21 protein-coding genes are annotated in these 24,223 nt (G+C 71.5%); 12 read left to right on the forward strand and 9 right to left on the reverse strand.

Features of this window, described 5'->3' with window-relative positions; all coding sequences use genetic code 11:
• Nucleotides 1-9: 9 nt before the first annotated feature.
• From HD593_RS51715 to HD593_RS51725, 3 genes are all read right to left on the reverse strand, one after another.
• Nucleotides 10-990 carry a L,D-transpeptidase gene (locus HD593_RS51715; RefSeq protein ID WP_185110213.1) on the reverse strand — a complete coding sequence of 327 codons (981 nt, stop codon included), beginning with the start codon at nucleotides 988-990 and terminating at the stop codon, nucleotides 10-12.
• A 140-nt stretch (nucleotides 991-1,130) separates the two neighbouring features.
• A complete protein-coding gene (locus HD593_RS51720; RefSeq protein ID WP_080043096.1) occupies nucleotides 1,131-1,763 on the reverse strand; it encodes a response regulator in 633 nt (210 codons plus the stop codon).
• Nucleotides 1,760-2,968: an ATP-binding protein gene (locus HD593_RS51725; RefSeq protein WP_185110214.1), complete on the reverse strand. Its 1,209-nt coding sequence runs from the start codon at nucleotides 2,966-2,968 to the stop codon at nucleotides 1,760-1,762. The genes HD593_RS51720 and HD593_RS51725 overlap by 4 nt, the downstream gene beginning before the upstream one ends.
• Nucleotides 2,969-3,082: 114 nt before the next feature.
• Here HD593_RS51725 and HD593_RS51730 point away from each other — a divergent pair, with 114 nt between their 5' ends.
• The 8 genes from HD593_RS51730 (at nucleotide 3,083) to HD593_RS51765 (ending at nucleotide 13,228) form a co-directional block, all read left to right on the forward strand.
• Nucleotides 3,083-4,744, forward strand: a complete 1,662-nt coding sequence (locus tag HD593_RS51730) for a PspC domain-containing protein (protein WP_185110215.1) — start codon at nucleotides 3,083-3,085, stop codon at nucleotides 4,742-4,744.
• Nucleotides 4,734-4,937, forward strand: a complete 204-nt coding sequence (locus tag HD593_RS51735; protein WP_185110216.1) for a hypothetical protein — start codon at nucleotides 4,734-4,736, stop codon at nucleotides 4,935-4,937. The genes HD593_RS51730 and HD593_RS51735 overlap by 11 nt, the downstream gene beginning before the upstream one ends.
• A gap of 72 nt (nucleotides 4,938-5,009) precedes the next feature.
• Complete coding sequence (locus HD593_RS51740; RefSeq protein WP_185110217.1) at nucleotides 5,010-5,492, forward strand: (2Fe-2S)-binding protein; 483 nt, start codon at nucleotides 5,010-5,012, stop codon at nucleotides 5,490-5,492.
• Nucleotides 5,489-7,822 carry a xanthine dehydrogenase family protein molybdopterin-binding subunit gene (locus HD593_RS51745; RefSeq protein ID WP_185110218.1) on the forward strand — a complete coding sequence of 778 codons (2,334 nt, stop codon included), beginning with the start codon at nucleotides 5,489-5,491 and terminating at the stop codon, nucleotides 7,820-7,822. Before HD593_RS51740 ends, HD593_RS51745 begins: the two co-directional genes overlap by 4 nt.
• On the forward strand, nucleotides 7,819-8,673 hold the full coding sequence (locus HD593_RS51750) for an FAD binding domain-containing protein (protein WP_185110219.1): 855 nt from the start codon (nucleotides 7,819-7,821) through the stop codon (nucleotides 8,671-8,673). Before HD593_RS51745 ends, HD593_RS51750 begins: the two co-directional genes overlap by 4 nt.
• Before the next feature lie 76 nt (nucleotides 8,674-8,749).
• Entirely contained in the window at nucleotides 8,750-9,448 is a 699-nt protein-coding gene (locus tag HD593_RS51755) for an SRPBCC family protein (RefSeq protein WP_185110220.1), read from the forward strand.
• A gap of 91 nt (nucleotides 9,449-9,539) precedes the next feature.
• On the forward strand, nucleotides 9,540-12,173 hold the full coding sequence (locus HD593_RS51760) for a CDP-glycerol:glycerophosphate glycerophosphotransferase (protein ID WP_185110221.1): 2,634 nt from the start codon (nucleotides 9,540-9,542) through the stop codon (nucleotides 12,171-12,173).
• Nucleotides 12,170-13,228, forward strand: coding sequence for a glycosyltransferase (locus HD593_RS51765; RefSeq protein ID WP_185110222.1), 1,059 nt, complete (start codon nucleotides 12,170-12,172; stop codon nucleotides 13,226-13,228). The genes HD593_RS51760 and HD593_RS51765 overlap by 4 nt, the downstream gene beginning before the upstream one ends.
• A gap of 37 nt (nucleotides 13,229-13,265) precedes the next feature.
• Here the strand turns inward: HD593_RS51765 and HD593_RS51770 are convergent, their stop codons facing one another.
• The 3 genes from HD593_RS51770 to HD593_RS51780 are packed head-to-tail and all read right to left on the reverse strand — an operon-like array spanning nucleotide 13,266 to nucleotide 16,718.
• Nucleotides 13,266-14,303: a sulfotransferase family protein gene (locus HD593_RS51770; RefSeq protein WP_185110223.1), complete on the reverse strand. Its 1,038-nt coding sequence runs from the start codon at nucleotides 14,301-14,303 to the stop codon at nucleotides 13,266-13,268.
• Nucleotides 14,304-14,324: 21 nt separating this feature from the next.
• Entirely contained in the window at nucleotides 14,325-15,227 is a 903-nt protein-coding gene (locus tag HD593_RS51775) for a CDP-alcohol phosphatidyltransferase family protein (protein WP_246547201.1), read from the reverse strand.
• A 48-nt stretch (nucleotides 15,228-15,275) separates the two neighbouring features.
• Nucleotides 15,276-16,718, reverse strand: a complete 1,443-nt coding sequence (locus HD593_RS51780; protein ID WP_185110225.1) for a glycosyltransferase family 2 protein — start codon at nucleotides 16,716-16,718, stop codon at nucleotides 15,276-15,278.
• A gap of 158 nt (nucleotides 16,719-16,876) precedes the next feature.
• Here HD593_RS51780 and HD593_RS51785 point away from each other — a divergent pair, with 158 nt between their 5' ends.
• Nucleotides 16,877-17,368, forward strand: coding sequence for a GNAT family N-acetyltransferase (locus tag HD593_RS51785; RefSeq protein ID WP_185110226.1), 492 nt, complete (start codon nucleotides 16,877-16,879; stop codon nucleotides 17,366-17,368).
• Entirely contained in the window at nucleotides 17,365-18,408 is a 1,044-nt protein-coding gene (gene pseI / locus HD593_RS51790; RefSeq protein ID WP_185110227.1) for a pseudaminic acid synthase, read from the forward strand. Before HD593_RS51785 ends, pseI begins: the two co-directional genes overlap by 4 nt.
• On the opposite strand, the gene HD593_RS51795 is transcribed toward pseI, so the two are convergent.
• Together HD593_RS51795 and HD593_RS51800 are read right to left on the reverse strand one after the other, a co-directional pair.
• Nucleotides 18,405-19,385, reverse strand: coding sequence for a PseG/SpsG family protein (locus HD593_RS51795; protein ID WP_221525384.1), 981 nt, complete (start codon nucleotides 19,383-19,385; stop codon nucleotides 18,405-18,407). The genes pseI and HD593_RS51795 overlap by 4 nt on opposite strands.
• Entirely contained in the window at nucleotides 19,382-20,110 is a 729-nt protein-coding gene (locus HD593_RS51800) for a cytidylyltransferase domain-containing protein (protein ID WP_185110228.1), read from the reverse strand. The genes HD593_RS51795 and HD593_RS51800 overlap by 4 nt, the downstream gene beginning before the upstream one ends.
• Before the next feature lie 103 nt (nucleotides 20,111-20,213).
• Here HD593_RS51800 and pseB point away from each other — a divergent pair, with 103 nt between their 5' ends.
• Together pseB and HD593_RS51810 are read left to right on the forward strand one after the other, a co-directional pair.
• The gene (gene pseB, locus HD593_RS51805) at nucleotides 20,214-21,191 is read left to right on the forward strand and encodes a UDP-N-acetylglucosamine 4,6-dehydratase (inverting) (protein ID WP_185110229.1); all 978 of its coding nucleotides are present in this window, start codon (nucleotides 20,214-20,216) and stop codon (nucleotides 21,189-21,191) included.
• Complete coding sequence (locus tag HD593_RS51810; RefSeq protein ID WP_185110230.1) at nucleotides 21,191-22,315, forward strand: DegT/DnrJ/EryC1/StrS family aminotransferase; 1,125 nt, start codon at nucleotides 21,191-21,193, stop codon at nucleotides 22,313-22,315. The genes pseB and HD593_RS51810 overlap by 1 nt, the downstream gene beginning before the upstream one ends.
• On the opposite strand, the gene HD593_RS51815 is transcribed toward HD593_RS51810, so the two are convergent.
• Entirely contained in the window at nucleotides 22,316-24,202 is a 1,887-nt protein-coding gene (locus HD593_RS51815) for a glycosyltransferase family 2 protein (RefSeq protein WP_185110231.1), read from the reverse strand.
• Nucleotides 24,203-24,223: the final 21 nt, after the last annotated feature.

A 24,223-nucleotide genomic window follows, 5' to 3' on the forward strand; every position in this document is an offset into this window, starting at 1 on the left:
GTCCGGTCGTCAGCCCTTCAGCGCGCTGCCCTTCTTCCACTGGGTCCAGTTGAGCTGCCAGTAGCTCCAGCCGTTGTTCCACTGGAGCTTGCGCTTGGTGCCGGTGATCTTCACGACGTCGCCGCGCTGGGCGATCGTGTAGAACCACTTGGCCCCGGCGGGGGTGGCGCGGACGCAGCCGTGGCTCTGGTTGGAGCGGCCGAGGTACTGGTAGTAGCCGGCGCTCTGGTGGACGTACTCACCGCTGTCGGAGATGCGCACCGCCCACGGGATCTCCTCCTTGTAGTAGCGCGGGTCCTTGGGGTCCGTCACGCCCATCCAGGAGGAGGTCATGGTCTCCACGGCCTTCTTGCCCATGGTCAGGTGCACGCCGCTGGTGGTCAGGTAGACGTCCACGCCGTTCCTGATCAGGCCGCCCTTGCCGGCGCTGATCGGGATCTTCTTGGCCAGCTTGCCGTTGCGGTACACCTTCATCTGGTGCTTGCGGGTGTCGACCACGGAGATGTGCTTCGCGCCGACGGCGAACCTGCGGGAGACGTTCTTGGCGCCGGTGTTGCCGGGCAGCTCCGACAGCCGCGCCGTGAAGAGCACCTTCTGGTACGGCTTCCAGTACGTCTTCGTCCGGTAGATCACCTTGCGGGCGGACACCCAGCGCCACGCGCCCTCGTGCGCCTCCTCGGACTCGACGTCCAGCACCGCCTCGACGGCCGCCTTGTCCTTCACGTCCCGGTCGAACGTGACGATGATCGGGAACCCGACGCCCACCTTCTCGGTCTTCTCCCCCATCGGGGTGATGTCGGCGATGCCGACCTTGATCTTCTTCCCGGAGGAGGTCGGGGTGGGGGCCGGCGTGGGGGCCGGCGTAGTGGCCACCGCGGCGGCGGGGACGATGCTCACGTGGGGCCGGGGGACGGGGGCGCTCTCCGCCGCGCACGCTGTCGCGGCGACCAGTGCGACCAGTGCCGGAAGCATCCGGGTGACGCGCTTCAAAGGGGTTACTCCTGGACTTGTGCTTCGACTGCCTCCTTGTGTGACAACTGTGAGCACTGTTTCGTGCGCGAAATGCAGATAACTATCCTGTAACGGTCCAAAAGCCCGTTAAACGGGCAACTCCCGGCTCGCGTACCGGATCAGACGAGCCGGCGCGCGGTGGCCCAGCGGGACAGCTCGTGGCGGTTGGAGAGCTGCAGCTTGCGCAGCACCGAGGAGACATGCGTCTCCACGGTCTTGACGGAGATGAACAGCTCCTTGGCGATCTCCTTGTACGCGTACCCCCGCGCGATCAGCCGCAGCACCTCGCGCTCCCGCTGCGTCAGCGAGTCGAGCTCGGGGTCGATCGACGGCGCCTCCGACGAGGCGAACGCGTCGAGCACGAAGCCCGCCAGGCGCGGCGAGAACACCGCGTCCCCCTCGGCCACGCGGTTGATGGCGTCGGTCAGCTCCTTGCCGCTGATGTTCTTGGTCACGTAGCCGCGGGCACCGCCCCTGATCACGCCGATGACGTCCTCGGCCGCGTCGGAGACCGACAGCGCCAGGAACCGTACCTGCGAGCCGGAGCCCAGGACCCGGCGCAGCACCTCCTGGCCGCCGCCGCCGGGCATGTGCACGTCGAGCAGGACCACGTCGGGCTGGTGCGCGGCGATCGCCTGGACCGCCGTCTCCACGTCCTCGGCCTCGCCGACGACCTCGATCGAGTCGCCCAGCTCGGCGCGCACGCCCGATCGGAACAACCGGTGGTCATCGACGATCAGTACGCGCGTCATGCCTTCTCCACCTTCATCGTCAACATCACTTCCGTGCCCTCGCCGGGCTCGGTACGCACCCGGGCCGAACCTCCGTGACGTTCCATTCTCCCGATGATGGACTCCCTGATCCCCATCCTGTCGAGCGGCACCGCCTCGAGGTCGAACCCCTTGCCCCGATCCTTCACGAAAATCGTGACCTCTTCACCCTCTACCTCCGCGTAGACGGAAATCGAGGGACTCTCAGAGTATTTGGCCGCGTTGACCATCGCCTGCCTGGACGCCTTCAGCATCGCGGCCAGCTTGCCGGACGGGTCGAGCGCGATGTCGCCGACGCAGACGACCTCGATGGGCACGCCGTGCGCGTCCTCCTCCTCGGCCGCGATCCTGCGTACGGCGGCCGCCACCGTGGCGTCGGCGTCCTGCTTCGGCTGGTAGAGCCAGTTACGCAGCTCGCGCTCCTGGGAGCGGGCCAGGCGGGAGACCTCCCGGGGGTCGTGCGCGACGCGCTGGATCAGGGTGAGCGTGTGCAGCACCGAGTCGTGCACCATGGCGGCCACCTCCGCCCGCTCCTCCTGCCTGATGCGCTCGCGCCGCTCGAGTTGCAGCTCTTTCCACAGGCCGGCCAGCCACGGCGCGGCGATCACCAGCAAGCCGCCGACCACCACGACCGTGAACAGCAGGCTCTCCCTGACCTGGGGCAGCTCGCCCTCCGCGGCCAGGAAGCCGGTCGCGCCGACCACGACCAGGATGATGCCGAGCAGCGTACGCACGCGGTTCTTGCTCATGCTGCGCGAAGCACCGCTCACCCAGCTCTTGCGGCGCTCTGGGTCGGCCTGCTGCCACAGGATCAGCGCGCCGATCCCGCCCACCGCGAACGGCAACATGCCGATGCCACCCTGGCTGGCCCCCGTCAGCCAGCCGAACGAGAACAGCGCCGCCCCGATCGCGCTGAACGCGGCGAGCTGGCTCCAGTCGCGCTGCGGCGCCTGCCCCTGGTACGGCTGGCGCGGCGTCACCATCCACAACACCGCGTACGCCACCGCCCCGGCCCCCTGGACGACGGTGAGCAGCACGAACATCAGCCTGATCACCACCGGATCAAGCTTGAGCTGCGCCGCCAGCCCCTGGGCGACACCGCCGAGCAGGCGCCCCTCCATGGGGCGCATCATCCGGCGGTAGGGCTTGTCGCCGCTCTGCTCGGCGAGAGTCTTCTGGTCAGCCATAACATGGCCATAGTCACATGTCGGGGGCCATGCGGGCATCAGGGAACAACCCCCGGGTCGGCTCAGGGGTGTCCCGGATGCGAGCACCGCACGCGTAGGTCCACGATGGTAGGCATGACAGAAGCTCCGCCCAGGCAGCCGGCCTCTCCTCCCCGGGAGCTGCGACGCAGCAGCGAGGGACGCTTCCTCATGGGAGTGTGCGCGGGCCTCGGGCGGCACACCGGCATCGACCCCGTGGTGTTCCGCGCGGGCTTCACGGTGCTCCTGCTCGGCTCCGGGATCGGGCTGTTCCTCTACCTCGCGGCGTTCCTGCTGATGAAGGAGCCGAACGGGCGGCCGGGGATCATCGAGCAGTGGACGCGGCGCGACTTCGACGCCGAGACCGTGATGGCGCTGCTGACGGCGGTGCTGGGGTTCGGGCTGGCGATCAACCTGGCGACGGTGTGGCTGGACACGGGCACGCTGGTGGTGGGGGTGTTCCTGGCGGTGTCGCTGCTGGCCGCGCACTCCAGCGGGGTGGACCTGCGGGCGCTGGCCCGGTCGATGCCCGAACGGCTGAGCCGCCGGCGGGGCGCCCAGCAACCCGCCGCCTCCTACGAGAGCGCCGCCCCCGTACGCGCTCCCCAACCACCCGAGCCCCCGGCAGCTCCCGAGCCGCCGCACGCCCCGGCCCCGCCGTCGCAGGCGCCGGCCGCACAACCGGCGGTAGCCGGGCAGGCCGCTCAAGCCGCGCAGGCCGAGCAAGCCGGGCTGGCCGAACGGGCCGAGCAGGAGCTTGACGCCACCGCAGCCGACGAGCCGACGACGCCGGTGGGTGACGCGGAGCCCGAGCGGCACGCACCCGCCGAGCAGCAAGCGCCCGGCCGGCAGGACGCGCCGGCCGCGCAGCCGGTCCCGGAAGCGGTCGTTCGCAAGCCGGAGCAGCGCGACGACGAGGAGCCCGTCTCCCCGTACGCGATCACCGCCGAGCACCGGATTCCCCCGCACGAGCCCACCCCCACCTACCGCCCCAACCCTCCGACCACCATCGACTACGGCAGCCACGGCGAGCCGTTCGCCCCGAACGGCCCCTACCGCCCGCTCGACCCGGCCAGGAGGCCGGGCGGCTACTCCCCGTACGACCCGAGCATGTACCGCCGCCCCGCCCAGCAGCGGCGCCGGCGCCCGAGGTCGTTCATCGGCCTCATCACCATCCTGCTAGCATTGATCATCGGAGGGATCGTCGTGGCCGTCCAAGCAAGGTCAGCGGCGGGAGTGAGCCCGACCATCGTGGGCGGCGCCATGCTCATCACCATCGGCGCCGGCCTGCTGGTGGCCGCCTGGTGGGGCCGGGGCGCGGGCCTGGTGGCCGCGGGCACGGCGGTGGCGCTCATCGTGGGCATGGGGTTGATGCTGGGCGGCATGCCGAGGAACATCGGGACGGCCGAATGGGCGCCGACCACCATCGCGGAGGTGGGCCAGGTGTTCGACGCGGGGCTGGGTGACGGCACGCTGGACCTGTCGGAGCTGCAGCTGCCACCGGGCTCGAACGTGACGGTCAACGCCACGATCTCGGCCGGCGAGCTGGTGGTGATCGTGCCCCCGACGGCGCGGGTCGAGGTGCACGCGAGCAACAAGATCGGTGACATCGTGATCGACCAGTCGCTCAGGGGCGGCGTGGACGTGCGTACGGACAAGATCCTGGAGCCGGAGGTGAAGCCGAAGGGCAAGGCCGCCACCATCGTGCTCAATCTCAGGGGCGGCCTGGGCGACATGGAGGTGCGGCGTGCCGCGTGACGTCGAGCGGCCCCGTCGCCTGCACCGGACGGACTGGATGGCCCTGCTGAGCGGCGTGCTCTTCGTCGTTCTGGGCATTTTGGTGGTGACACGCGCGATCACGGATCCGCTGGTCCTGGTCGGGGTGACGGTGCTGGGATTGGCCTTCGCAGGGCTGGTGGCGATCGTCGCGCGGGTGGTCCGCGGTAAGTAACCCTTGACCGGGAAAAACACCGGCGTAGGTTCGGGAGTGTCCGCCTTTCCCCCTGCTCCTGAGGGAGGACGTATGCCCCGAATCACCGTCACTGTCGACGGTATCCAGTACGAGGAGGACGTCGAGCCGCGACTCCTGCTCGTCCATCTGCTACGAGAACGCCTGGGCAAGACCGGCACCCCCGTGGGTTGCGACACCAGCAACTGCGGGGCCTGCACGGTCATGCTCGACGGCAAGAGCGTCAAGAGCTGCTCGGTGCTCGCCGTCCAGGCCGACGGCTGCGACGTCGTCACCATCGAGGGCCTGGGCGCCAACGGCTCCCTGCATCCGATGCAGCGGGCCTTCCACGAAGAGCACGCGCTGCAGTGCGGCTACTGCACGCCGGGCATGGTCATGGCCGCGATAGATCTGCTCAGGGAAGATCCCGATCCGTCCGAGGAGACGATCAGGCAGGGGCTGGAGGGCAACCTCTGCCGCTGCACGGGTTACTGCAACATCGTGCGCGCGGTACGCAGGGGCGCGCAGGAGATGGGTCAGGCGGTGAGCACGCCATGACCACTCAAGAGGTAGGCCGGCCGCGCAAGCGGAAGGAGGATGCCAGGCTGCTGACGGGGCGCACGCAGTGGACGGACAACCTCTCGCGGCCGGGCACGCTGCACGTGATGTTCCTGCGCAGCCCGATGGCGCACGCCAGGATCACCAGGATCGACGTGTCGGGGGCACGCGGCCTGCCGGGGGTCGTGGCGGCGTTCAGCGGCCAGGACTTCGCGGCCGAGCAGGGCAGCCTGCCGTGCGCGTGGCCGCGCAGCGGCGACACGGTCGTCCCCGACCACCCGCCGATGGCGGTCTCGGAGGTGCGCTACGTGGGCGAGGCGGTGGCCTGCGTGGTGGCCACCGACCGGTACCGCGCCGCGGACGCCCTGGAGGCGATCGAGGTCGACTACGAGCAGCTGCCCGCGGTCCTCGACATGAACGAGGCCCTCGGCGGGTCCGCCGCCAAGGTGCACGAGACGGGCAACCGGGCCTTCACCTTCAAGGAGACCTCGGGTGACCTGGAGGCCGCGTTCAGGGACGCGCCCGTGGTGATCGACCGCACGTTCGTGCAGCAGCGGCTGATCCCGAGCGCGATGGAGCCGCGGGCGGTGTTGTGCGACACCGACGGCGACTCGTTCACGATGTGGACGTCCACCCAGATCCCGCACATCCTGCGCACGATGCTGGCGCTGGTGACCGGCGTGGCCGAGCACAAGCTCCGCGTGGTGGCGCCCGACGTGGGCGGCGGGTTCGGCTCGAAGCTGCAGGTCACCGCCGAGGAGGTGCTGTGCCTGCTGCTGGCGCGCAGGGTGGGCAGGCCGGTGAAGTGGACGGAGTCGCGCACCGAGGGCAACCTGACGGTGCACCACGGCCGGGACCAGATCCAGCACCTGCGGCTGGCGGCCGACGCCGACGGGCGCATCCGCGGGCTCCAGGTGGAGCTGCTGGCCGACATGGGCGCCTACCTGGTGCTGCTGACTCCGGCGGTGCCGCTGCTCGGGGCGCAGATGTTCAACGCCATCTACAAGATGGACGCCTACGAGTTCGCCTGCACGGGCGTGTTCACCACGAAGATGCCGACGGACGCCTACCGCGGCGCGGGACGGCCCGAGGCCACGTTCGGCATCGAGCGGATGATGGACGAGCTGGCCGCCGAGCTGCGGCTGGACCCGCTGGAGGTGCGGCGGCGCAACTGGATCAAGCACGAGGAGTTCCCCTACACCACGATCTCCGGCCTGACCTACGACTCGGGCAACTACGAGGCGGCGACGGACCGGGCAATGGCCCTGTTCGGCTACGACAAGCTGCGCGCGGAGCAGAACGACCGGCGTGACAGGGGCGACCCCGTCCAGCTAGGGCTGGGCGTCAGCACGTACACGGAGATGTGCGGGCTGGGCCCTTCGCGGTGGTTCGGCGACAACAACGCCGGAGCGGGCGGCTGGGAGCACGGCTCGGTGCGGGTGCTGCCCACCGGCAAGGTGGAGGTCGTCACCGGCAGCTCGCCGCACGGGCAGGGCCATGTGACGGCGTGGAGCCAGATCGTGGCCGACGCGCTCGGCGTGCCGTTCGAGGACGTCACGGTGCTGCACGGCGACACGGCGGTCTCGCCCAAGGGCCTGGACACCTACGGCTCGCGCTCGCTGACGATCGGCGGCATCGCGGTGCTCAAGGCGTGCGACAAGGTCAGGGACAAGGCCCGCAAGCTGGCCTCGCACGTGCTCGAATGCTCGCCGGAGGACCTGGAGTTCGAGGCGGGCGCGTTCAAGGTCCGGGGCACCGAGTCGCAGACGACCATCCAGGAGCTGGCGCTGGCCGCGTTCGCGGCACACAACCTGCCCGACGGGGTGGAGGCGAGGCTCGACTCCGACGTCACGTTCGACCCGGAGAACTTCTCCTTCCCGCACGGCACCCACCTGTGCGCCGTGGAGGTGGACACCGAGACGGGCATGGTGAGGATCCGCTCGTACGTGGCGGTGGACGACGTCGGCAAGGTCGTCAACCCGCTGATCGTGGACGGCCAGCTGCACGGCGGCATCGCGCAGGGCATCGCGCAGGCCCTGTTCGAGGAGGCCGTGTACGACGCCGACGGCAACCTGCTGACCGCCACGATGGCCGACTACCTGCTCCCGTCGGCCGCCGACCTGCCGGACTTCGCCCTCGACAGGACGGAGTCCCCGGCGACCAGCAACCCGCTGGGCGTCAAGGGCGTGGGCGAGGCGGGCACGATCGCCTCGACCCCGGCCGTGGTGAACGCGATCGTGGACGCCCTGCGCCCGCGCGGCGTGAACGACGTCCAGATGCCCTGCACGCCGGAGCGGGTCTGGCGTGCCCTGGAAGGAGTCAGGCGATGATCCCCGCGCAGTTCGACTACGTACGGCCAGGCTCGCTGGCCGAGGCGTGCAGGGAGCTCGGCTCGGACGAGGACGCGAAGGTCCTGGCGGGCGGGCAGTCGCTGCTGCCGTTCCTGCGGCTGCGGCTGGCGTACCCGTCGAAGCTGGTGGACATCGGCCGGCTGGCCGATCTGAAGGGCGTGCACGACCGCGGCGACCACGTCTACATCGGCGCGATGACCACGCACGACGAGGTCATGCGCTCCCCGGTGGTGACGGCGGGCTGCCCGCTGGTGGCGATGGCGGCGGCGCACGTGGCCGATCCGGCGATCCGGCACCGGGGCACGTTCGGCGGCTCGTTGGCGCACGCGGACCCGGCCGGTGACCTGCCGGCCGTGGTGCTGGCGCTGGACGGGGTGTTCGTGGCGGCCTCGGCGGACGGCGAGCGGGAGATCCCGGCGGCGGAGTTCTTCGTCGACTACCTGGAGTCGTCGCTGCGGCAGGGCGAGATCCTGGCCGGGGTGCGCATCCCGAAGCTGGGCCAGGGCTGGGGCTTCCACTACGAGAAGTTCCACCGGACCGCGCAGGCGTGGGCGATCGTCGGCGTGGCGGCGGCGGTCAGGCGCTCGAACGGCTCGATCGCCGAGGCCAGGATCGGGCTGACGAACATGGGCCAGACGCCGCTGCGCGCGCGGGCGACCGAGTCGGCCCTGGAGGGCGTGGAGCTGGGCGACCAGGTGCGCCGGGCGTGCGCGGAGGCGGCGGCGGACACCTCGCCGCCGGCCGATCTGCACGCCCAGCCCGACTACCGGCGGCACCTGGCCAAGGTGCTGACCGACCGCGCGGTACGGGCGGCGGCCGGATCGCCCTGATCTGTGTCGGGGGCGCCTCTTCCGGGGCGCCCCCGAGCCGTCGTAGGGTCACTGGCATCGGAGAAGGAGCGGATCGATGGCGATGCGGTTCGAGCACGAGTTCACTGTTCCCGTACCGATCGAGCAGGCCTGGGCCGTGCTGCTCGACGTCGAGCGGGTCGCGCCGTGCCTGCCCGGGGCGACGCTGGACATCTTCGAGGGTGACGAGTTCACCGGCAGGATGAAGGTCAAGGTGGGCCCGATCACGGTCACCTACCGCGGTACGGCCAGGTTCGAGGACGTGGACAAGGACTCCTACTCGCTCACCATCCAGGCGTCGGGCAAGGAGGCCCGCGGCTCCGGCACGGCCTCCGCCACGGTCAAGGCGCGCATGGAGCCGCGCGAGGAGGCCACGCTGGTGACGGTGGAGACGTCGTTCAACGTGACCGGCAGGCCCGCCCAGTTCGGGCGGGGCGTGATGGCCGAGGTCGGCGGCAGGCTCATCGAGAAGTTCGCGGCCAACCTGGCGGACCTGCTCTCGGAGCCCATGGTCGAGCCGGCGCCTCCCGTCCAGGAGAAGCAGGAGAAGCACGAGGACGAGCGGCATCTCAGCGCGGTGCCGGAGCAGGACGCCAGGCCGGCGGGCACGCTGCGCACGTCACGCTCGCCCGACGAGGAGGCGCTGGACCTGCTGGAGATCGCGGGGCAGCCGCTGCTGAAGCGGCTGGCGCCCATCGCGGGCGGCCTCGCGGTGCTACTTGTCCTTATTTGGGTCATACGTCGGCTTATGCGCTGATTTTCAGCAAATACTCCCTAAAGTCCGGACGCTTCCGCTGCCCTGGGGGAAGTGTCACTCCCGCTGGGGAACTAGGGGGAGGACTTCCGGGATGCCCGACTGCAGCGTTGTCGTCATCACCTACAACGACGCGGACCGCCTGCCCAGGGCCGTGCGTTCCGTACTCCGGCAGTCGCTGCGCGACCTGGAGGTGATCATCTCCGACGACGCCAGCACGGACGGCACGCCGGAGGTGGCCCGGCGGCTCGCGCGGGCCGATCCGCGCGTGCGGTACCTGCGCAGGCCGGTCAACAGCGGCGGCTGCGGGGCGCCGCGCAACGACGGGATCGACGCGGCGGCCTCCCCGTACGTGATGTTCCTGGACAGCGACGACGAACTGCCCAGGCACGCGTGCAAGAGCCTGCTGACCGAGATCGAGCGGACCGGGGCCGACTTCGTGTCGGGGCAGATCTCCCGGCTGTTCGAGCCGAGCGGGCGGCTGCGGCCGTACTACCCGTCGCTGTTCGAGCGGCGGCGGGTGGTCGAGGGCATCAGGCAGGAGCCCGAGCTGTTCCTCGACTGCTTCAGCACCAACAAGCTCTACAGCGTGGCCTTCCTGCGCCGGCACGTGCTGCGGTTCCCCGAGGACATCCACTACGAGGACCACGTCTTCGCCGCCGAGCTGTACGCGGTGGCGCGCAGGTTCGCGATCGTGCCGTGGACGGTCTACCACTGGCACCGGGCCGCCACGAACGACTCGATCTCGCTGAGCATCGACGACCTGGCGAACGTGCGGCAGCGCGTGATCGCGGCCCGGCTGAGCGACGACCTCCTGCGCGAGCACGGCGCCGAGGACCTGGTGCCGCACAGGCAGTACCGGTTCCTCCGCCAGGACCTGCGGGTCTACCTCAACCCGCTGCCGATGCGGGACGCGGTGTGGATCAAGGAGTTCGCCGCGATCGTGCGGCCGTACCTGGAGGAGATCCCCGGCGAGGTGTTCGACCGCGTCGACCCGCTGGACCGGGTCTGCTGCCGGCTCATCCTGGACGACCGCACCGAGGACCTTCGGGTCGCCGCCGCCTCGCTGACCGGGCCGCGGGCCGCGCCCCGGGCGGCCGTGCAGCTCGACGGGCGCACGTACTGGGGCACGTCGGTCTCTCCCGGCCTGGACATCACCGCGCTGCGGCTGGCCGAGCTGCCCTTCAGCGCCTCCAGGCTGCGGCACGAGGTCGCCGCCCTGTCCTCGGACGGCGAGCGGGTGCGGATGACCGTGCGCACGTACGACCCGTTCGGCGCGCTGCCGGTGGACTGGACGGCGTTCCTGCAGCTCGGCAGGGAACGGGTGCCGATCTCGCCGCAGCCGTCGGGCGAGGGCGGGTACGTCAGCCACGTCACGTTCACGCCCAAGGGCAGGTGCGACCCGCGCATCGGCTTCACCAGGACCTCCGACGGGCACACCACGACCGACCGGATCATCGCGGACCCGCGTACCGAGCCCGTCGAGCTGCCCGGGTGCACGGTCAGGGTCGAGGGCTACGCCGCGTACCTGTGCGTGCGGCCCGATCTCGCGCCCCGGTCGTTGTGGCGGCGGGTCAGGAGGCGGCTGATCAAGCGGGTCAGCACGCCGGCGAACAAGCTGCGCGCGTACAAGGTGCTGATCAGGGTGCTGCCGCGGCGCCGGAACCTGGCGCTGTTCGAGTCGGACGTCGGCAAGGGCTACAGCGGCAGCCCCCGCGCCATCTACGAGGAGATCCGGCGGCGCGGGCTGCCCATCAAGGCCGTCTGGTCGGTGGCCAGGGGGCGCGGGAACTTCCCCGCCGACGCGCGGCTCGTACGCAGGGGCAGCTGGCGCTACGTCTACACCATGGCCAGGGCCGGGATCTGGGTCGACAGCCACGGCTTCCCGCTGGACTACCCCAAGCCGCGCGGCACCCGCTACCTGCAGACCTGGCACGGGCAGGGGATCAAGTCGATCGGGTTCGACGCGCCGGACCTGCGCGGCGACTTCGACGGGCCGCGCGCGCGGTGGCGGGCGGCCGTGGCGCGGTGGGACGCGCTGGTGTCGCCGAGCGCGGAGTTCTCGCGGGTGTTCCTGCCGTCGAACGGGTACTCGGGCAAGGTGTACCGGTGCGGGACGCCCCGGTGCGACGCGCTCGTCCAGGCCCGGCAGTCGGACGACGTGCGGCGGCGGCTGGAGGTGCCATCCGGGCGACAAGTCCTGCTTTATGCGCCTACTTACCGGGATCGGGCGAAGAACAGCGGCAAATCCGTACGGGTGGATCTGGAGCTGCTGGCCGAGGAGCTGGCCGACGACTGGGTGGTCGTCCTGCGTACGCATCCGGTCGAGCGGTACAGCCCGCCCGAGCACCTGCGGCACTTCGTCAGGGACGCCGGGTCGTACCCGGAGATCAACGAGCTGATGCTGGCCTCGGACGCGCTGCTGACCGACTACTCCTCCGTCATGTGCGACTACGCGCTGACAGGCAAACCGATGATCTTCTTCATCGACGACTGGGACGACTACCGGCTCTCGGAACGCGGCGTCTACCACGACCTCCCGGCCATCGCGCCGGGCCCGTGCCTGACGACGACCGAGGACCTGGTGGCGGTGCTGCGCGCGCTGCCGGCCGTGCACGAGGCGTACGCCGGGCGCTACGCGGCCTTCCGCGACCTGTGGTGCGCCGACGAGCACGGGGACGCGGCGGCCAGGATCGTGGCCGACTTCTTCGGGGAGGCCGTCCGATGACCGTCGTGTTCACCTGCCTGGACGCCGACACGCTCGGCGGCATCCAGCAGGTCACCCACACCCTCGCCCAGGGGCTGGCGCGGCGCGGGCACGAGGTGCACGTGATCGGGCTGCAGCGGGCCGCGGCCCCGTTCCGGTACGTGGACCGGCCGCTCTACCACCGCCACGTCGTCGGCGACCGGCCGGCGGCGGGCGGCCTGGCGCGCAGGCGGGCCGACCGGCGGCTCAAGGCGCTGCTCGCGGAGCTCGGGCCCGGCTACGCGGTCATGACCTCGCCGTCCGTGGTGGCCAGGGCCGCGCCGCTGCTGCCCGGCCCGCTGCGGCCGATCGGGCAGTACCACGGGTCGTACGACCACGCTCGCGACTGCTGGCACCTGGCCTCGATCAGGCGCCACTACCCCGGGCTCGACCAGGCGGTCTTCCTGAGCGAGGACGACGCGCGGGCGTTCTCGGAACACGCGCTGCTGCCCAACGCCACCGCGCTGCCGAACCCGCTGGCGGCCTGGCCCGAGCAGATGTCGGTGCTGGAGTCGCCGCGGGTGCTGGGGGTCGGGCGGCTGGAGGGCGTCAAGCGCTTCGACCGGCTGATCAGCGCGTTCGCCCGGTCGGGCGCGCCCGAGCCGTGGGAGCTGCACCTCATCGGGGACGGCGGGGAGCTCGAACGGCTCCGCGCGCACGCCCGGTCGGAGGGGGTGGCGGACCGGGTGGTGTTCCGCGGGCGGGTGCCCGCCGCCGAGATGCCCGCCGAGTACCTGCGTGCCTCCGTGCTGGGGCTGACCAGCGAGTACGAGGGCTTGCCCGTGGTGCTGCTGGAGTCGGCGGCGCACGGGGTGCCCGCCGTCGCCTTCGACGTGTCCGGGGGCGTGCGGTCGGCGGCTCCCGTGCTGGTGCCGCCGGGGGACGTGGACACGTTCGCGGTGGAGCTGGGGCGGCTGGTGGACGACGAGGAGGAGCGGCGCCGGCTGGGCGCCGACGCCCGCGCCCGCGTCGAGGCCTTCCGCCTGGAGCACGTGCTGGACCGCTGGGAGTCGCTGTTCGCGCACATCGAACGCTAGAGCGGTGAGAACGCCGACTCCCAGGGCCGCCGCCTCGTCAGACGGGCTCGGTGAGCTCCTTGCGCTGCTGCGGGACACCGGCCAGCGAGCGCTGGCGGGTGGTGAGCAGCGCCGCGACCGGGCTCGGCTCACGCAGCCGGTTGAAGCGGTCGCGCATGCCCTTGCGCATGCGCGACGCCTTGCGCTTCTGCATCGTCTTCTGGCACGCCACCACGTGCTCCTTGGACGGCTTGGGCGCGCCGCTCAGCTCGTACCCCATGGACTCCAGCCGGTCGCCCAGCATGTGCTCGCAGAGCGAGATCTCCCAGGCGTCGAGCCGGTTCGACCAGCTCCCCACGCGGCTGCGGGTGACCTCGCGGTGGGTGTTGCTGTGCCAGACCTTGTGCTGCGGCACCGCCACGCTGGCCGCCTCGCGCGGCGAGATCATGGCCGGCGAGAAGTCCTCCTCCAGGAAGTGGCAGAGCTTCTTCAGCTCGGTCATCGGGTCGTCGGTGAGGTCCTCGTAGCGCAGCTCGTAGTAGGTGTCCGCGGCCAGCGTGCGCTTCAGCCGGCCGCCCGCGTCGATGGCCTCCGCCCAGGTGGAGACGGCGTGGAAGGAGTCAAGGGTGTACCAGGGCATCTCCTTCAGCGAGGCCACGCAGTCGCGGCCGTCCCTGATGAGGTGGATGAACTGGGCGTCCGGGAAGAGCCGCAGCAGCAGGTCCACCTGCTTGACGTAGCTGGGCCGCTTGTCGCCCCAGCGGGCCTTGTCGAAGCGGTCGGCGTACATGCGGAAGGCGGTGCCGATGACCGAGCCGAGCGAGCCGGGGCCCTCGACGGACTGGCGGACGAACTCGTTCTTGTCGATCTTGAGCTCGCGGAACTTCGTGCTGCGGTCGGTCGCGATCCACTCCGCCAGCGCGCGGCGCCGCTGGGCGACCCGGAGGTCGCCCCACGTGCGGCGGCGGTAATAAGCGGGAACGAGGAAGCGCGTCTCCGGAGGCACCGCCAGACGGGGGTGCGAGTGGAGCATGAGCTGGAGCATCGTGGTGCCGGACCGCGGACATCCGATGACGAAGACTGGCCGGTCGGACATGTAGTACTAACCCCCGAAAATCTAGACGAGAACGTGCTCTCGGCTCTGCTGAGGCGAGCCCGCGCCGTGCCTGCGCGTGAAGAGCCACATCCGGTAGACAAGGAAGACCTCGTTGGCGAGCAGCAGGAGCCCCGACAGCGCGGCGAGCGGGATCAGCGCCCATGCCCCCGCAAGGGGCGCGATCACGAACACCGCCGCGTGGAACTCGATGCCGCTCACCAGGTGCGACCGCACGCGGTGCCGGGCCAGGAACCGGTTGAGCCGCCTGAAGATCCGGAAGAAGGCGCGCGGCCGGCGTGCCCGCCCCGGCGCTCCCCGCCCGGGCTCCTGATCGGGCAGCTGATCCGGGTCCGCGAGAGGGTCCGGGTCCATCAGCGGGTCCGGGTGAAGCAGGGGATCCGGGCCGAGAAGGGGATCCGGCTCCGACAGCGGGTCCTGGCGCTCCTCCCTGACGGCCTCGCGCACGCGCTTCATCTGCGGGGCGTTGACGTACCTGAACAGGTCCAGGACCGCCACCGCCGCGCCGAGGACCACGTAGCGCACATCGCCGGTCAGCGCGTACTGCCCGTAGGCCAGGCCCCCCGCGCACAGGACCACCCTGATCCGATCGCCCACGTAGTCGAGCCAGAGACCGAACGGTGTCCCCGTGCCCTTGAGCCGGGCGATTTTGCCGTCCACACAGTCGATCATGAAGCTCAGATAGAAGAAGCCTGCGCCTGCTATGAGGTGGTTCGTCGCGAAACAGGCGGCCGACACCATGCCGAGGACCAGCGAGAGCACCGTGAGTCCGTTGGGTGTCATCCGGGTGCGATTGGCGACGGGAAGTGCGACCCGGCAGGCGACCGGGTCCACGAAATACACGGTCCACCAGGAGTCTCTCCGCTTGCGTGTCTCGTAGACGTCATCCAGCGAATAGGTCCTCATGCCTCCCAGCATGACCACGCGACGCGCCGGAACGATTACTGTCTGGAACTACTGGGGGATGTCCATGCCGCTTCTTGACCAACCCGGCACGGAGAACCGCCACACGGCGCCGCCCGCGGCGTCCCTGCACCAGTTCTTGAGGACGAGCCCGCGTATCTCGGCCCGTACCTGGAGCCGCCAGGGCCCGCCGCCTTCGAGCCGGCGCGGGTCGACGGCGGCCACGACGCCGTAGCGGCCGCGGCGCCGGGTCTCCAGGGGGACCCGGCGCCGGCCGTCGCTGAGCCACAGGCCGACCTTGGGGACCTTGCGGTCGACGCGATGGATGCCCACGTAGGCGCGCAGGCGGTACTCGGCGCCGGTCCACTCGCACGACTCGACCCTGGCGATCAGCTTGAGCTCCTCGCGGGCGTCGAACACCTCGTCGGGGATGCGCAGGCGGCGGTCGCGGAAGAAGGGGTAGTCGCCGTACCAGTTGGTGGTGCGCAGCCCGCGCGGCACCACGCGCGTGACGTCCTCGCGCCCGCGCCGGAACTCCCGCACCGTACGCAGCTCCGCGACCAGGCCGCGCCTGAGCAGGTGCAGCTCCAGCCGGCGCAGCGACGGCGCGGAGTCCAGCACGTGCGGCCCCAGCGCGGCGAGCCACGCGTGCGCCAGCTCCAGCAGCGGCCCCGGATCCCCCTCGCACCGCTCCAGCGCCTGGAACAGGAAGACGGTGTCCTTCTCCAGCACCAGCGCGTCGAAGCCGTCGAGCAGCTCGGGCGCCCGTTCGTCCAGGAACGCGCGCACCGAGCGGATGGCCGCCAGCCGCTCGCCCAGGTTGGACAGCTCGGAGCGGCGCTGGGTGATCGAGGTCTGCCCCTCCTCGCGCTTGCGCCAGTGGTAGACGATCTCGCCCACCATGTCCACGCTGGTCGCGAGCACGTGGGCCTGCATGGCGACCGGCACGTCCTCGTAGATGCCGGAGGGGAACGCCAGGCCCGCGCGCTCCCAGAAGTCGCGCCGGTAGACCTTGTTCCACACCGTGCGGTCCCTGATCAGCACCTGCTTGTCGGTGATGTGCGTGCAGAGCTGCGGGCGCCTGAACACCTTCTCGTGCAGGATCGACTCCTCCAGCTCGCCGTCCACCAGCCGCCGCACGGCGCCGCACGCCAGGTCGGAGCCGGTCTCGGCGAGCCTGCCGACGAGCAGCTCGTACGCCTCGGGCGGCACCACGTCGTCCCCGTCCGCGAACGCCAGGTACGTGCCCCGCGCCTGCCTGATCCCCTGGTTACGGGCCGGACCGGGCCCCAGGTTGCGCTGGCCGATCAGGACGAAGCGGTCGTCCCTGGACACGAAGTCCTCGGCGATGCGCCGGCTGCCGTCCACGGAGCCGTCGTCCACCAGGACCACCTCCAGGTCCTCCAGGGTCTGGGCGGCCAGCGATTTCAGGCACTCGGTGAGGTACGGCTCCACGTTGTAGATCGGGACGATGACGCTGAGCAGGGGGATCATGCCGGATTCGCTCCTTGGCTCGGTACCGGGTCGAGGGCAGCATGCCTCGCCGCCCGGCCGGATTCCGTGTCCGATGACTGTCCCTGATGAGCTCTTTACCGGACGCGTAATCCGCTACGTTGTGCAAGAGATCAAGCACAAGGAGTAAGGGGGCACCGGTGCTGAGGGACGTCCAGGGCGATGATCTGGCGGACATGCGCCGCTGGCGCAACCATCCGCGCGTGCGCGCCGCCAGCTTCACCACGCACGAGATCACCGAGGACGAGCATCTGCGCTGGTGGGCGGCCGTCCGCACCGACCCGGGCAGACGTGTTCTGATCTACGACCACCACGGCGTCGCCACGGGGGTGGTGACCTACTCCGACCTGACGCCGGAGAGCGCCACCTGGGGTTACTACCTCGACCTCGACACCCTGGAACGGCAGGGCAGCCTGCTGCGGGCCTGGATCGGGCTGGAGCGGGCGGCCGTCGGGCACGCCTTCGGCCCGCTCGGGCTGAGCAGGCTGCGCGGCGAGGTGCTCGACGGCAACGAGCCCGTCATGCGGCTGCACAGGCGGTTCGGGTTCGTCGAGGTGGGCCGGCGCAAGCAGGTCGTGGACGGGGTGACGCGCGACGCCGTGACCTTCGAGATCAGGAAGGAAGAAGGATGATCTCCATCGGGGGACGGGCCATCGGGCCGGGGCATCCGCCGTTCGTCGTGGCCGAGCTGTCGGGCAACCACAACGGCAGCCTGGAGCGGGCGCTGGCCATCGTGGACGCGGTGGCCGACGCGGGGGCGCACGCGCTGAAGCTGCAGACGTACACGCCCGACACGCTGACCATCGACTGCGACGCCCCGCCGTTCCGGGTGGGCGACGAGCACGAGTTGTGGGGCGGGGAGAGCCTCTACCGGCTCTTCGAGCGGGCGCACACGCCGTGGGCGTGGCACGAGCCGATCTTCGAGCGGGCGCGGGAGCGGGGGCTGGTCGCGTTCTCGGCGCCGTTCGATCCCACGGCGGTCGAGCTGCTGGAGAAGCTGGGCGCGCCGGCGTACAAGATCGCGTCTTCGGAGATCGTGGACCTGCCGCTGATCCGGCTGGCCGCCGGCACGGGCAAGCCGCTGATCATCTCCACGGGAATGGCCTCCGTCTCCGAGATCGAGGCGGCGGTGTCGGCCGCCCGCGAGGCCGGGTGCACGCGGCTCGCCGTGCTGTCGTGCACGGCGTCCTACCCGGCCTCCCCGTCGGAGAGCAACCTGCGCGCGCTGCCGCTGCTGGCCGCGATCACGGGCGAGGTCGTGGGGCTGTCCGACCACACGCCAGGGATCGGCGCCGCGCTGGCGGCGGTGGCACTGGGGGCCTGCCTGATCGAGAAGCACGTCACCCTGTCGCGGGCCGAGGGCGGGGTGGACTCGGCGTTCTCGCTGGAGCCTGCCGAGCTGGCGGCGCTGGTGGTGGAGAGCGAGCGGGCCTGGGAGTCGCTGGGCGAGGTGGCGATCGGGCCGCGGCCGTCCGAGCGGGAGGGGCTGCGCTTCCGCCGCTCGCTGTACGTGGTGCGGGACGTGTCCGCGGGCGAGCCCGTGACACCGGAGAACGTCCGGTCGATCCGTCCGGCGGGCGGTCTGCCGCCGGACGCGGCCTCGGCGGTCATGGGGCGGCGCTTCGCCCGGGATGTCGCCTTCGGCACGCCGTTGAGCTGGGATCTGATCTAGCAGAGCCCGAGCAGCGCGTCAGCGACCCGCTCGCGGCCCCTGCCGTCCACCAGGCCGCTGCCCCGCCGGCCGTGTTCCTCGCGGGCGGCGGGGTCGGCGAGCAGGCGGGCCAGCAGGCCGGTCGCCGCCGGGTCCGCCGCGCGCCCGAGCCCGGCCGCCGCCCCCCTGCCCACCAGCTCCTCGTAGCCGATGAGCTGGTTGTCCGCCACCCACGTCAACGCCGTCGGGACGCCCAGGTAGAGCAGCTCCCAGACGGCCGACCCCGCTGCCGTGACCACCAGGTCGGCCGCCGCCATCAGCTCCGGCAGCCGGTCCGTCGGCGGGATCACGGTGATCGGCCCGGCCGCCTCGAACGGCTCGGGGCTGACGACCGTGCCGAGGAAGGGCCTGCCGGTCGCGCTGAGCGCCCGCGCCCACGCCGGGGCGACGCCGCCGCTGTCCGTGCCGCCGAAGAAGCACAGCACCCTGGGCACCGCGTTCCCGCCGGGGACCGCCCTGCTACGCCGGCGCACGCTGTCGCGCAGCAACGCGTACCGGGCTCCGGCCAGCCGCTCGGCGGGCAGCGGGAAGGGCCGCCGCTCGGCGCCGAGGTTCTGGTCGAGGTAGAGGTCGGCCTCCTGGCCCAGCGGGTCGCCGTCGACCAGGGCCAGCACCGCGAAGCGGGCGTCCCGCAGCGCCGCCCCGGTCCCGGCGGGCAGGTCGTAGGAGTCGAGCACCACGGCGTCCAGGCGCAGCTCGCAGGCCAGCGCGGCCAGCCTGGCGGGCTCGCGCGGCGCGGGCACCAGCGGGAGCCCGCGCTCGCGGAGCTGCGCCCGCGCCCACGCCGAGCCGCACACCTCGCCGAGGAAGAACACCTCGGCGCCCCGCGCGCACAGCTCCTCGGCCAGGGCCACGCAGCGCACCAGGTGCCCGACCCCGCTCTTGACCCCGGCATCGCAGCGGAAGCCCACCCGCGCCGGGCGTGCCACGCCGCTCACGCGTCCTGCAGGGCCTTCTGCCGCACGTGCGCGTTGAGCCCGCACACCTCGGGGCGCTCGCGCAGCCAGCCCACCAGGGTCCTGACCGGCACGCAGCGGTCGCCCAGCTCGGACACCACCGCCGAGATCAGCCGCCAGTCGTCCTCGGTGTCGAGCGTGACCCGCAGGTCGTCGGCGGCGGGCCGGTATGCGAGCCCGAGCAGCCGCGTGTCGCCCGGGTGCTCGTAGAGGTAGGAGGTGACGTGGGTGCGGTGGTAGCCGGTGGCCTCGGCGTCGGCGCGGGCGAAGGCGGCCCGGCTCGCGAGCTCCACGTCGATCCCGCGCGGCAGCGTGCGCGCCAGGCTCGTGCTCAGGTAGCCGAGCCCCGGCACGGCGCGGAAGACCAGCGCCGCCTCCCTGATCACCTCCGGGTCCAGCAGCGGGCAGTCGGCGGTGAACCGCATGACGGCGTCCCACCGCCGGCCCTCCAGCGCCTGCGCGAACCGGGTCAGCACGTCGTCGACGGGCCCCCGGTGGCAGGCCACGCCCAGCCGGTGGCACTCGGCGACGACCGCGTCGTCGGCCGGCTCCGTCGTGGTGGCCACGACGAGGTCGTCCAGCGCTCCCGCCTCCCGCGCGGCGCGGACCACCCAGCCCAGCACGGAGCGGCCACCCAGCTCCCGCAGCACCTTTCCGGGTAGCCGGGTTGAGCCCATCCGGGCCTGAATAATTCCGACAATACGCACCGAAGCCCCATTCCCCCGTGTGACAGCGCGTGATTGATCGATCGCGCTATGCTACCGCCTGCCACGACGACTACAGCGCGTCAGCGCGATTTCAGGGGGCCACGTGAGCATTCTCAGTGGATCGTCGATTCTGATCACCGGAGGAACGGGGTCCTTCGGCAAGGCGTTCATCCGTCACGCACTCGACTCGCTCGCGGTCCGCCGCCTGGTGGTCTTCTCCCGCGACGAGCTCAAGCAGTACGAGACCAGGCAGCTCTTCGGCGACGACGAACGGCTGCGCTGGTTCATCGGCGACATCCGCGACCGCGACCGGCTCACCCGCGCCATGCACGGCGTCGACCACGTCGTGCACGCCGCCGCGCTCAAGCAGGTCGACACCGCCGAGTACAACCCGTTCGAGTACGTCCGCACCAACGTGGCAGGCTCGCAGAACGTCGTCGAGGCCGCGATCGACTGCGGCGTGCGCAGGGTCGTCGCGCTCTCCACCGACAAGGCGTCCAGCCCGATCAACCTCTACGGCGCCACGAAGCTGGTCGCCGACAAGCTGTTCGTCTCGGCCAACCACTACGCCGCCGCCCACGAGACCCGCTTCTCGGTGGTCCGCTACGGCAACGTGGTCGGCAGCAGGGGCTCGGTGATCCCGCTGTTCCAGCGGCTGGCCCAGCAGGGCGGCAGCCTGCCGATCACCGACAAGCGCATGACCAGGTTCTGGATCACGCTGGAGCAGGCGGTCAGGTTCGTGGTCGACTCCTTCGACCTCATGCAGGGCGGCGAGCTGTACGTGCCGCGCATCCCCAGCATGCGCATCACCGACCTGGCCGAGGCGCTGGCCCCCAGCAGCCCGGTCTACGAGATCGGCGTCCGGCCGGGCGAGAAGCTGCACGAGGAGATGATCGGCCCCGACGACGGCCGCAGGACACTCCGGCTGGAAGACCGCTACGTCCTCCAGCCCACGATCGCGACCTGGGGTTACGCGCCACCGCAGACCGGCGAGCTGCTGCCCGACGGCTTCTCCTACCGCTCCGACACCAACGAGCAGTGGCTGTCGGTCGACGACCTGCGCGACATGGTGGCCGGCTGATGCTGCCCTACGGCCGGCAGTCGATCGCGGAGTCCGACGTCGAGGCGGTCGCCGAGGTGCTGCGCGGCGACTGGCTGACGACCGGCCCCGCGGTCGGCCGGTTCGAGGCGGAGCTGGCCCGCTGGACGGGCGGCGTGCCATGCGTGTCGGTCACGTCGGGCACCGCGGCGCTGCACGTCGCCTACGTGGCGGCCGGGGTCGGAGCGGGCGACGAGGTGGTCACCTCGCCGCTGACGTTCGTGGCCACGGCCGCCACGGCCGCCCTCCTCGGCGCCCGCGTGCGCTTCGCCGACGTGCGTCCCGACACCGGCAACCTCGACCCCGACGCCGCCGCCGCGCTGGTCACCGCCAGGACCCGGGTGATCACGGCCGTCGACTACGCCGGCCATCCCGCCGACTACGACGAGCTGCGGCAGGTCGCCGGCGAGGCCGGGGCCGTGCTCGTGGCCGACGCCGCGCACTCGATCGGGTCGGCGTACAAGGACCGGCCGGTGGGCTCGCTGGCCGACCTGACCACGTTCTCGTTCTTCCCCACCAAGACCGTGACGACGGCGGAGGGCGGCGCCGTGGCGGCGGCCGACCCCGCGCTGCTGCGGCGGGCCGCCCGGTTCAGGAACCACGGCCTGGTCAGGGAGCCCGCCGAGCAGCGCCATCCCGGCGAGGGCGGCTGGCACCAGGAGGTGCACGAGTTCGGGCTCAACTACCGGCTGCCCGACGTGCTGTGCGCGCTCGGCGTCAGCCAGCTGCGCAGGCTGGAGCGCTTCCGCGAGCGGCGGGCCGAGCTGGTCGAGCGGTACCACACGATGTTGTCCGGCGTGCCGGGGCTGACGCTGCCGGCCCAGCGCGCGTACGTGCGGCCGAGCTGGCACCTCTACCCCGTCAGGATCGGTGACGGGCGGCGGCGCGAGGTGTACGAGCGCATGCGTGCCTCCGGCATCGGCGTGCAGGTCAACTACGTGCCCGCGTACTGGCACCCGGTGTTCGAGGACCTCGGCTACCGGCGCGGCCTGTGCCCCGTGGCCGAGGCGTACTACGCCGAGGAGCTGTCGCTGCCGCTGTTCCCCGGCCTGACCGACGCCCAGCAGGAGCACGTCGCGGAGACGCTGACCGGCATCCTCCGGTAGCTAGCGCTCGGCCAGGAGCAGGCAGCCGTCCTCGGCCCGGTCGATGAGGAAGCGCCGCTCGTCCACCGTCGCGACCGCCCGCTGCCTCGTCCGTACCAGGGGCCGCAGTGCGGTGCCCTGGTCGATCACCACCTCCCACCACGACTCGTGCCCCACGCGCTCGTCGATGTCGGCCAGCGGCACCCGCGCGTGGAAGTCCTGCCCGGCCAGCGCCACGGGGAAGTACATCTCCTCGCCGTCGCTCCTGCGCTGCAGCCGCAGCACCGGCTCGCCGTCGCCGACGTCGGTCATCTCCCCCGAGAGGATCAGCTCGCCGCCGTCCACGCGGTACTCGCCGATGATCGCCTCTGCCGTACGCAGCCGCACGCCCCAGGCGCCCTTGGCGTTGCGCGCCGGCACCAGCCACACCCCGGCCTTCCGCCGCGGCACCGGGATCAGCGGCGGCAGCCAGCGCGGCCCGGCCACCCGGCCGTCCAGCCGCAGGCCGTGCCCCCTGAGCTGCACCTTCAGGTCCCAGTGGCCGTGCCGGGCGAGCTGCCCCCGCGACAGGGCGCCGGGGTCGAACGCGAACCTGAACGGGAACGCGTGCTCCGGCAGCCGCCCCCCGTCCTCCTGCTCGACGCTCTCCCAGACGGGCACGCTCTCCTCGTCGGACAGCGGCACCACGTCACCGGTCCCCCGCTCCTGCATCCAGGTACGCACCCGCACCCGGCGCAGCTCCCCCACGTCGAACCGGCCCACGGCCACCCGTCCCGAGCCGTGCAGCACGCCGTCGTTCCAGTCGACGCTCACCAGCCTGGTCTGCAGCGCCAGCTCGCCGGAGACCTCGGACAGATGCCCCGGCATCGCCGGGTGGCGGCCGTACCAGCGCTTGCGCAGCAGCCCGACCGAGCCGATCTTGGGCCGCAGCCTCCCGTCCTCCGCCTGCGCGTACAGGCCCGCCAGCTCGCCCAGCCGGCGCTCGTGCAGCAGGTGGACCAGGAGCCGCTGCTCGAACGGCAGGCTCTGCCACGCCTCGCGCGACACGCCGTCGAGGTAGCGCACGGCCAGGTCCGCCAGGCCGGGATCGGCCGCCTCGCCCATCGCGGCCAGCGCCTCCACGGCGACGGCCATGTCGATGTCCAGCGTGTCGCGGTCGAAGACGGGCTTGAGCTTCGGCGCGCCGGCGGCCAGCAGGTCGGCGGTCTGCAGCACGGACAGCAGCCGGTCGCGCAGGTTCCCCGGCTCCAGGCGGCGCTGGGTGATCGAGGCGTCGGGCTCGTCGCGGTGCCGCCAGTGGTAGACCACCCTGGCCAGCACGTCCACGGAACGGGCGCCGATGTGGGCGGCCATGGCCACGGGCTGGTCCTCGTACATGCGCTCGGGGAAGCTCAGGCCCTGGGCGTCCCAGAAGGAGCGGCGGTAGACCTTGTTCCACAACATGCGGTCGCGGATCAGCAGCGGATGCCGGGTGATGTGGGTGCGCCTGGCGGGCCTGGCGAACGCCTCGCGGTGCGCCCACGACGGGACGAGCAGGTTGCGGTAGAGGCGCATGACGTTGCCGCAGGCCAGGTCGGAGCCGGTGTCCTCCAGCGAGGACACCAGGCGCTTGAACGCGTCGCGCGGGACGGTGTCGTCGCCGTCCACGAAGGCGAGGTACTCGCCGGTCGCGCGGCGGACCCCGACGTTGCGGGCGTGGCCCACCCCGTGGTTGTCCTGCCTGATGAGGGTGAGGCGCGGGTCGTCCCCGAGCCTGGACTCGACGACGGCCGCACCCTGGTCGGCGCTGCCGTCGTCCACGCAGATCACCTCCATCTCCTGCAGCGTCTGGGCCGCTATGGAGTCAAGGCAGGGTCCGATGTACTTCTCGACGTTGTGGAACGGGACGATCACCGAAAGAACCGGCACATGCACTCCTCATCGTTTGCT

Source organism: Nonomuraea rubra (assembly GCF_014207985.1).
GTDB classification, from domain to species: domain Bacteria; phylum Actinomycetota; class Actinomycetes; order Streptosporangiales; family Streptosporangiaceae; genus Nonomuraea; species Nonomuraea rubra.

Excerpts from the sequence above, each read along its gene's own strand:
- HD593_RS51765 (WP_185110222.1), top strand. The coding sequence starts at position 12,170 with ATGACCGTCGTGTTCACCTGCCTGGACGCCGACACGCTCGGCGGCATC.
- HD593_RS51760 (WP_185110221.1), top strand. The coding sequence starts at position 9,540 with ATGCCCGACTGCAGCGTTGTCGTCATCACCTACAACGACGCGGACCGC.
- HD593_RS51755 (WP_185110220.1), top strand. The coding sequence starts at position 8,750 with ATGGCGATGCGGTTCGAGCACGAGTTCACTGTTCCCGTACCGATCGAG.
- HD593_RS51730 (WP_185110215.1), top strand. The coding sequence starts at position 3,083 with ATGACAGAAGCTCCGCCCAGGCAGCCGGCCTCTCCTCCCCGGGAGCTG.
- HD593_RS51725 (WP_185110214.1), bottom strand. The coding sequence starts at position 2,968 with ATGGCTGACCAGAAGACTCTCGCCGAGCAGAGCGGCGACAAGCCCTAC.
- HD593_RS51770 (WP_185110223.1), bottom strand. The coding sequence starts at position 14,303 with ATGTCCGACCGGCCAGTCTTCGTCATCGGATGTCCGCGGTCCGGCACC.
- HD593_RS51780 (WP_185110225.1), bottom strand. The coding sequence starts at position 16,718 with ATGATCCCCCTGCTCAGCGTCATCGTCCCGATCTACAACGTGGAGCCG.
- HD593_RS51740 (WP_185110217.1), top strand. The coding sequence starts at position 5,010 with ATGCCCCGAATCACCGTCACTGTCGACGGTATCCAGTACGAGGAGGAC.
- pseI (WP_185110227.1), top strand. The coding sequence starts at position 17,365 with ATGATCTCCATCGGGGGACGGGCCATCGGGCCGGGGCATCCGCCGTTC.
- HD593_RS51720 (WP_080043096.1), bottom strand. The coding sequence starts at position 1,763 with ATGACGCGCGTACTGATCGTCGATGACCACCGGTTGTTCCGATCGGGC.
- HD593_RS51750 (WP_185110219.1), top strand. The coding sequence starts at position 7,819 with ATGATCCCCGCGCAGTTCGACTACGTACGGCCAGGCTCGCTGGCCGAG.
- HD593_RS51810 (WP_185110230.1), top strand. The coding sequence starts at position 21,191 with ATGCTGCCCTACGGCCGGCAGTCGATCGCGGAGTCCGACGTCGAGGCG.
- HD593_RS51745 (WP_185110218.1), top strand. The coding sequence starts at position 5,489 with ATGACCACTCAAGAGGTAGGCCGGCCGCGCAAGCGGAAGGAGGATGCC.
- HD593_RS51775 (WP_246547201.1), bottom strand. The coding sequence starts at position 15,227 with ATGAGGACCTATTCGCTGGATGACGTCTACGAGACACGCAAGCGGAGA.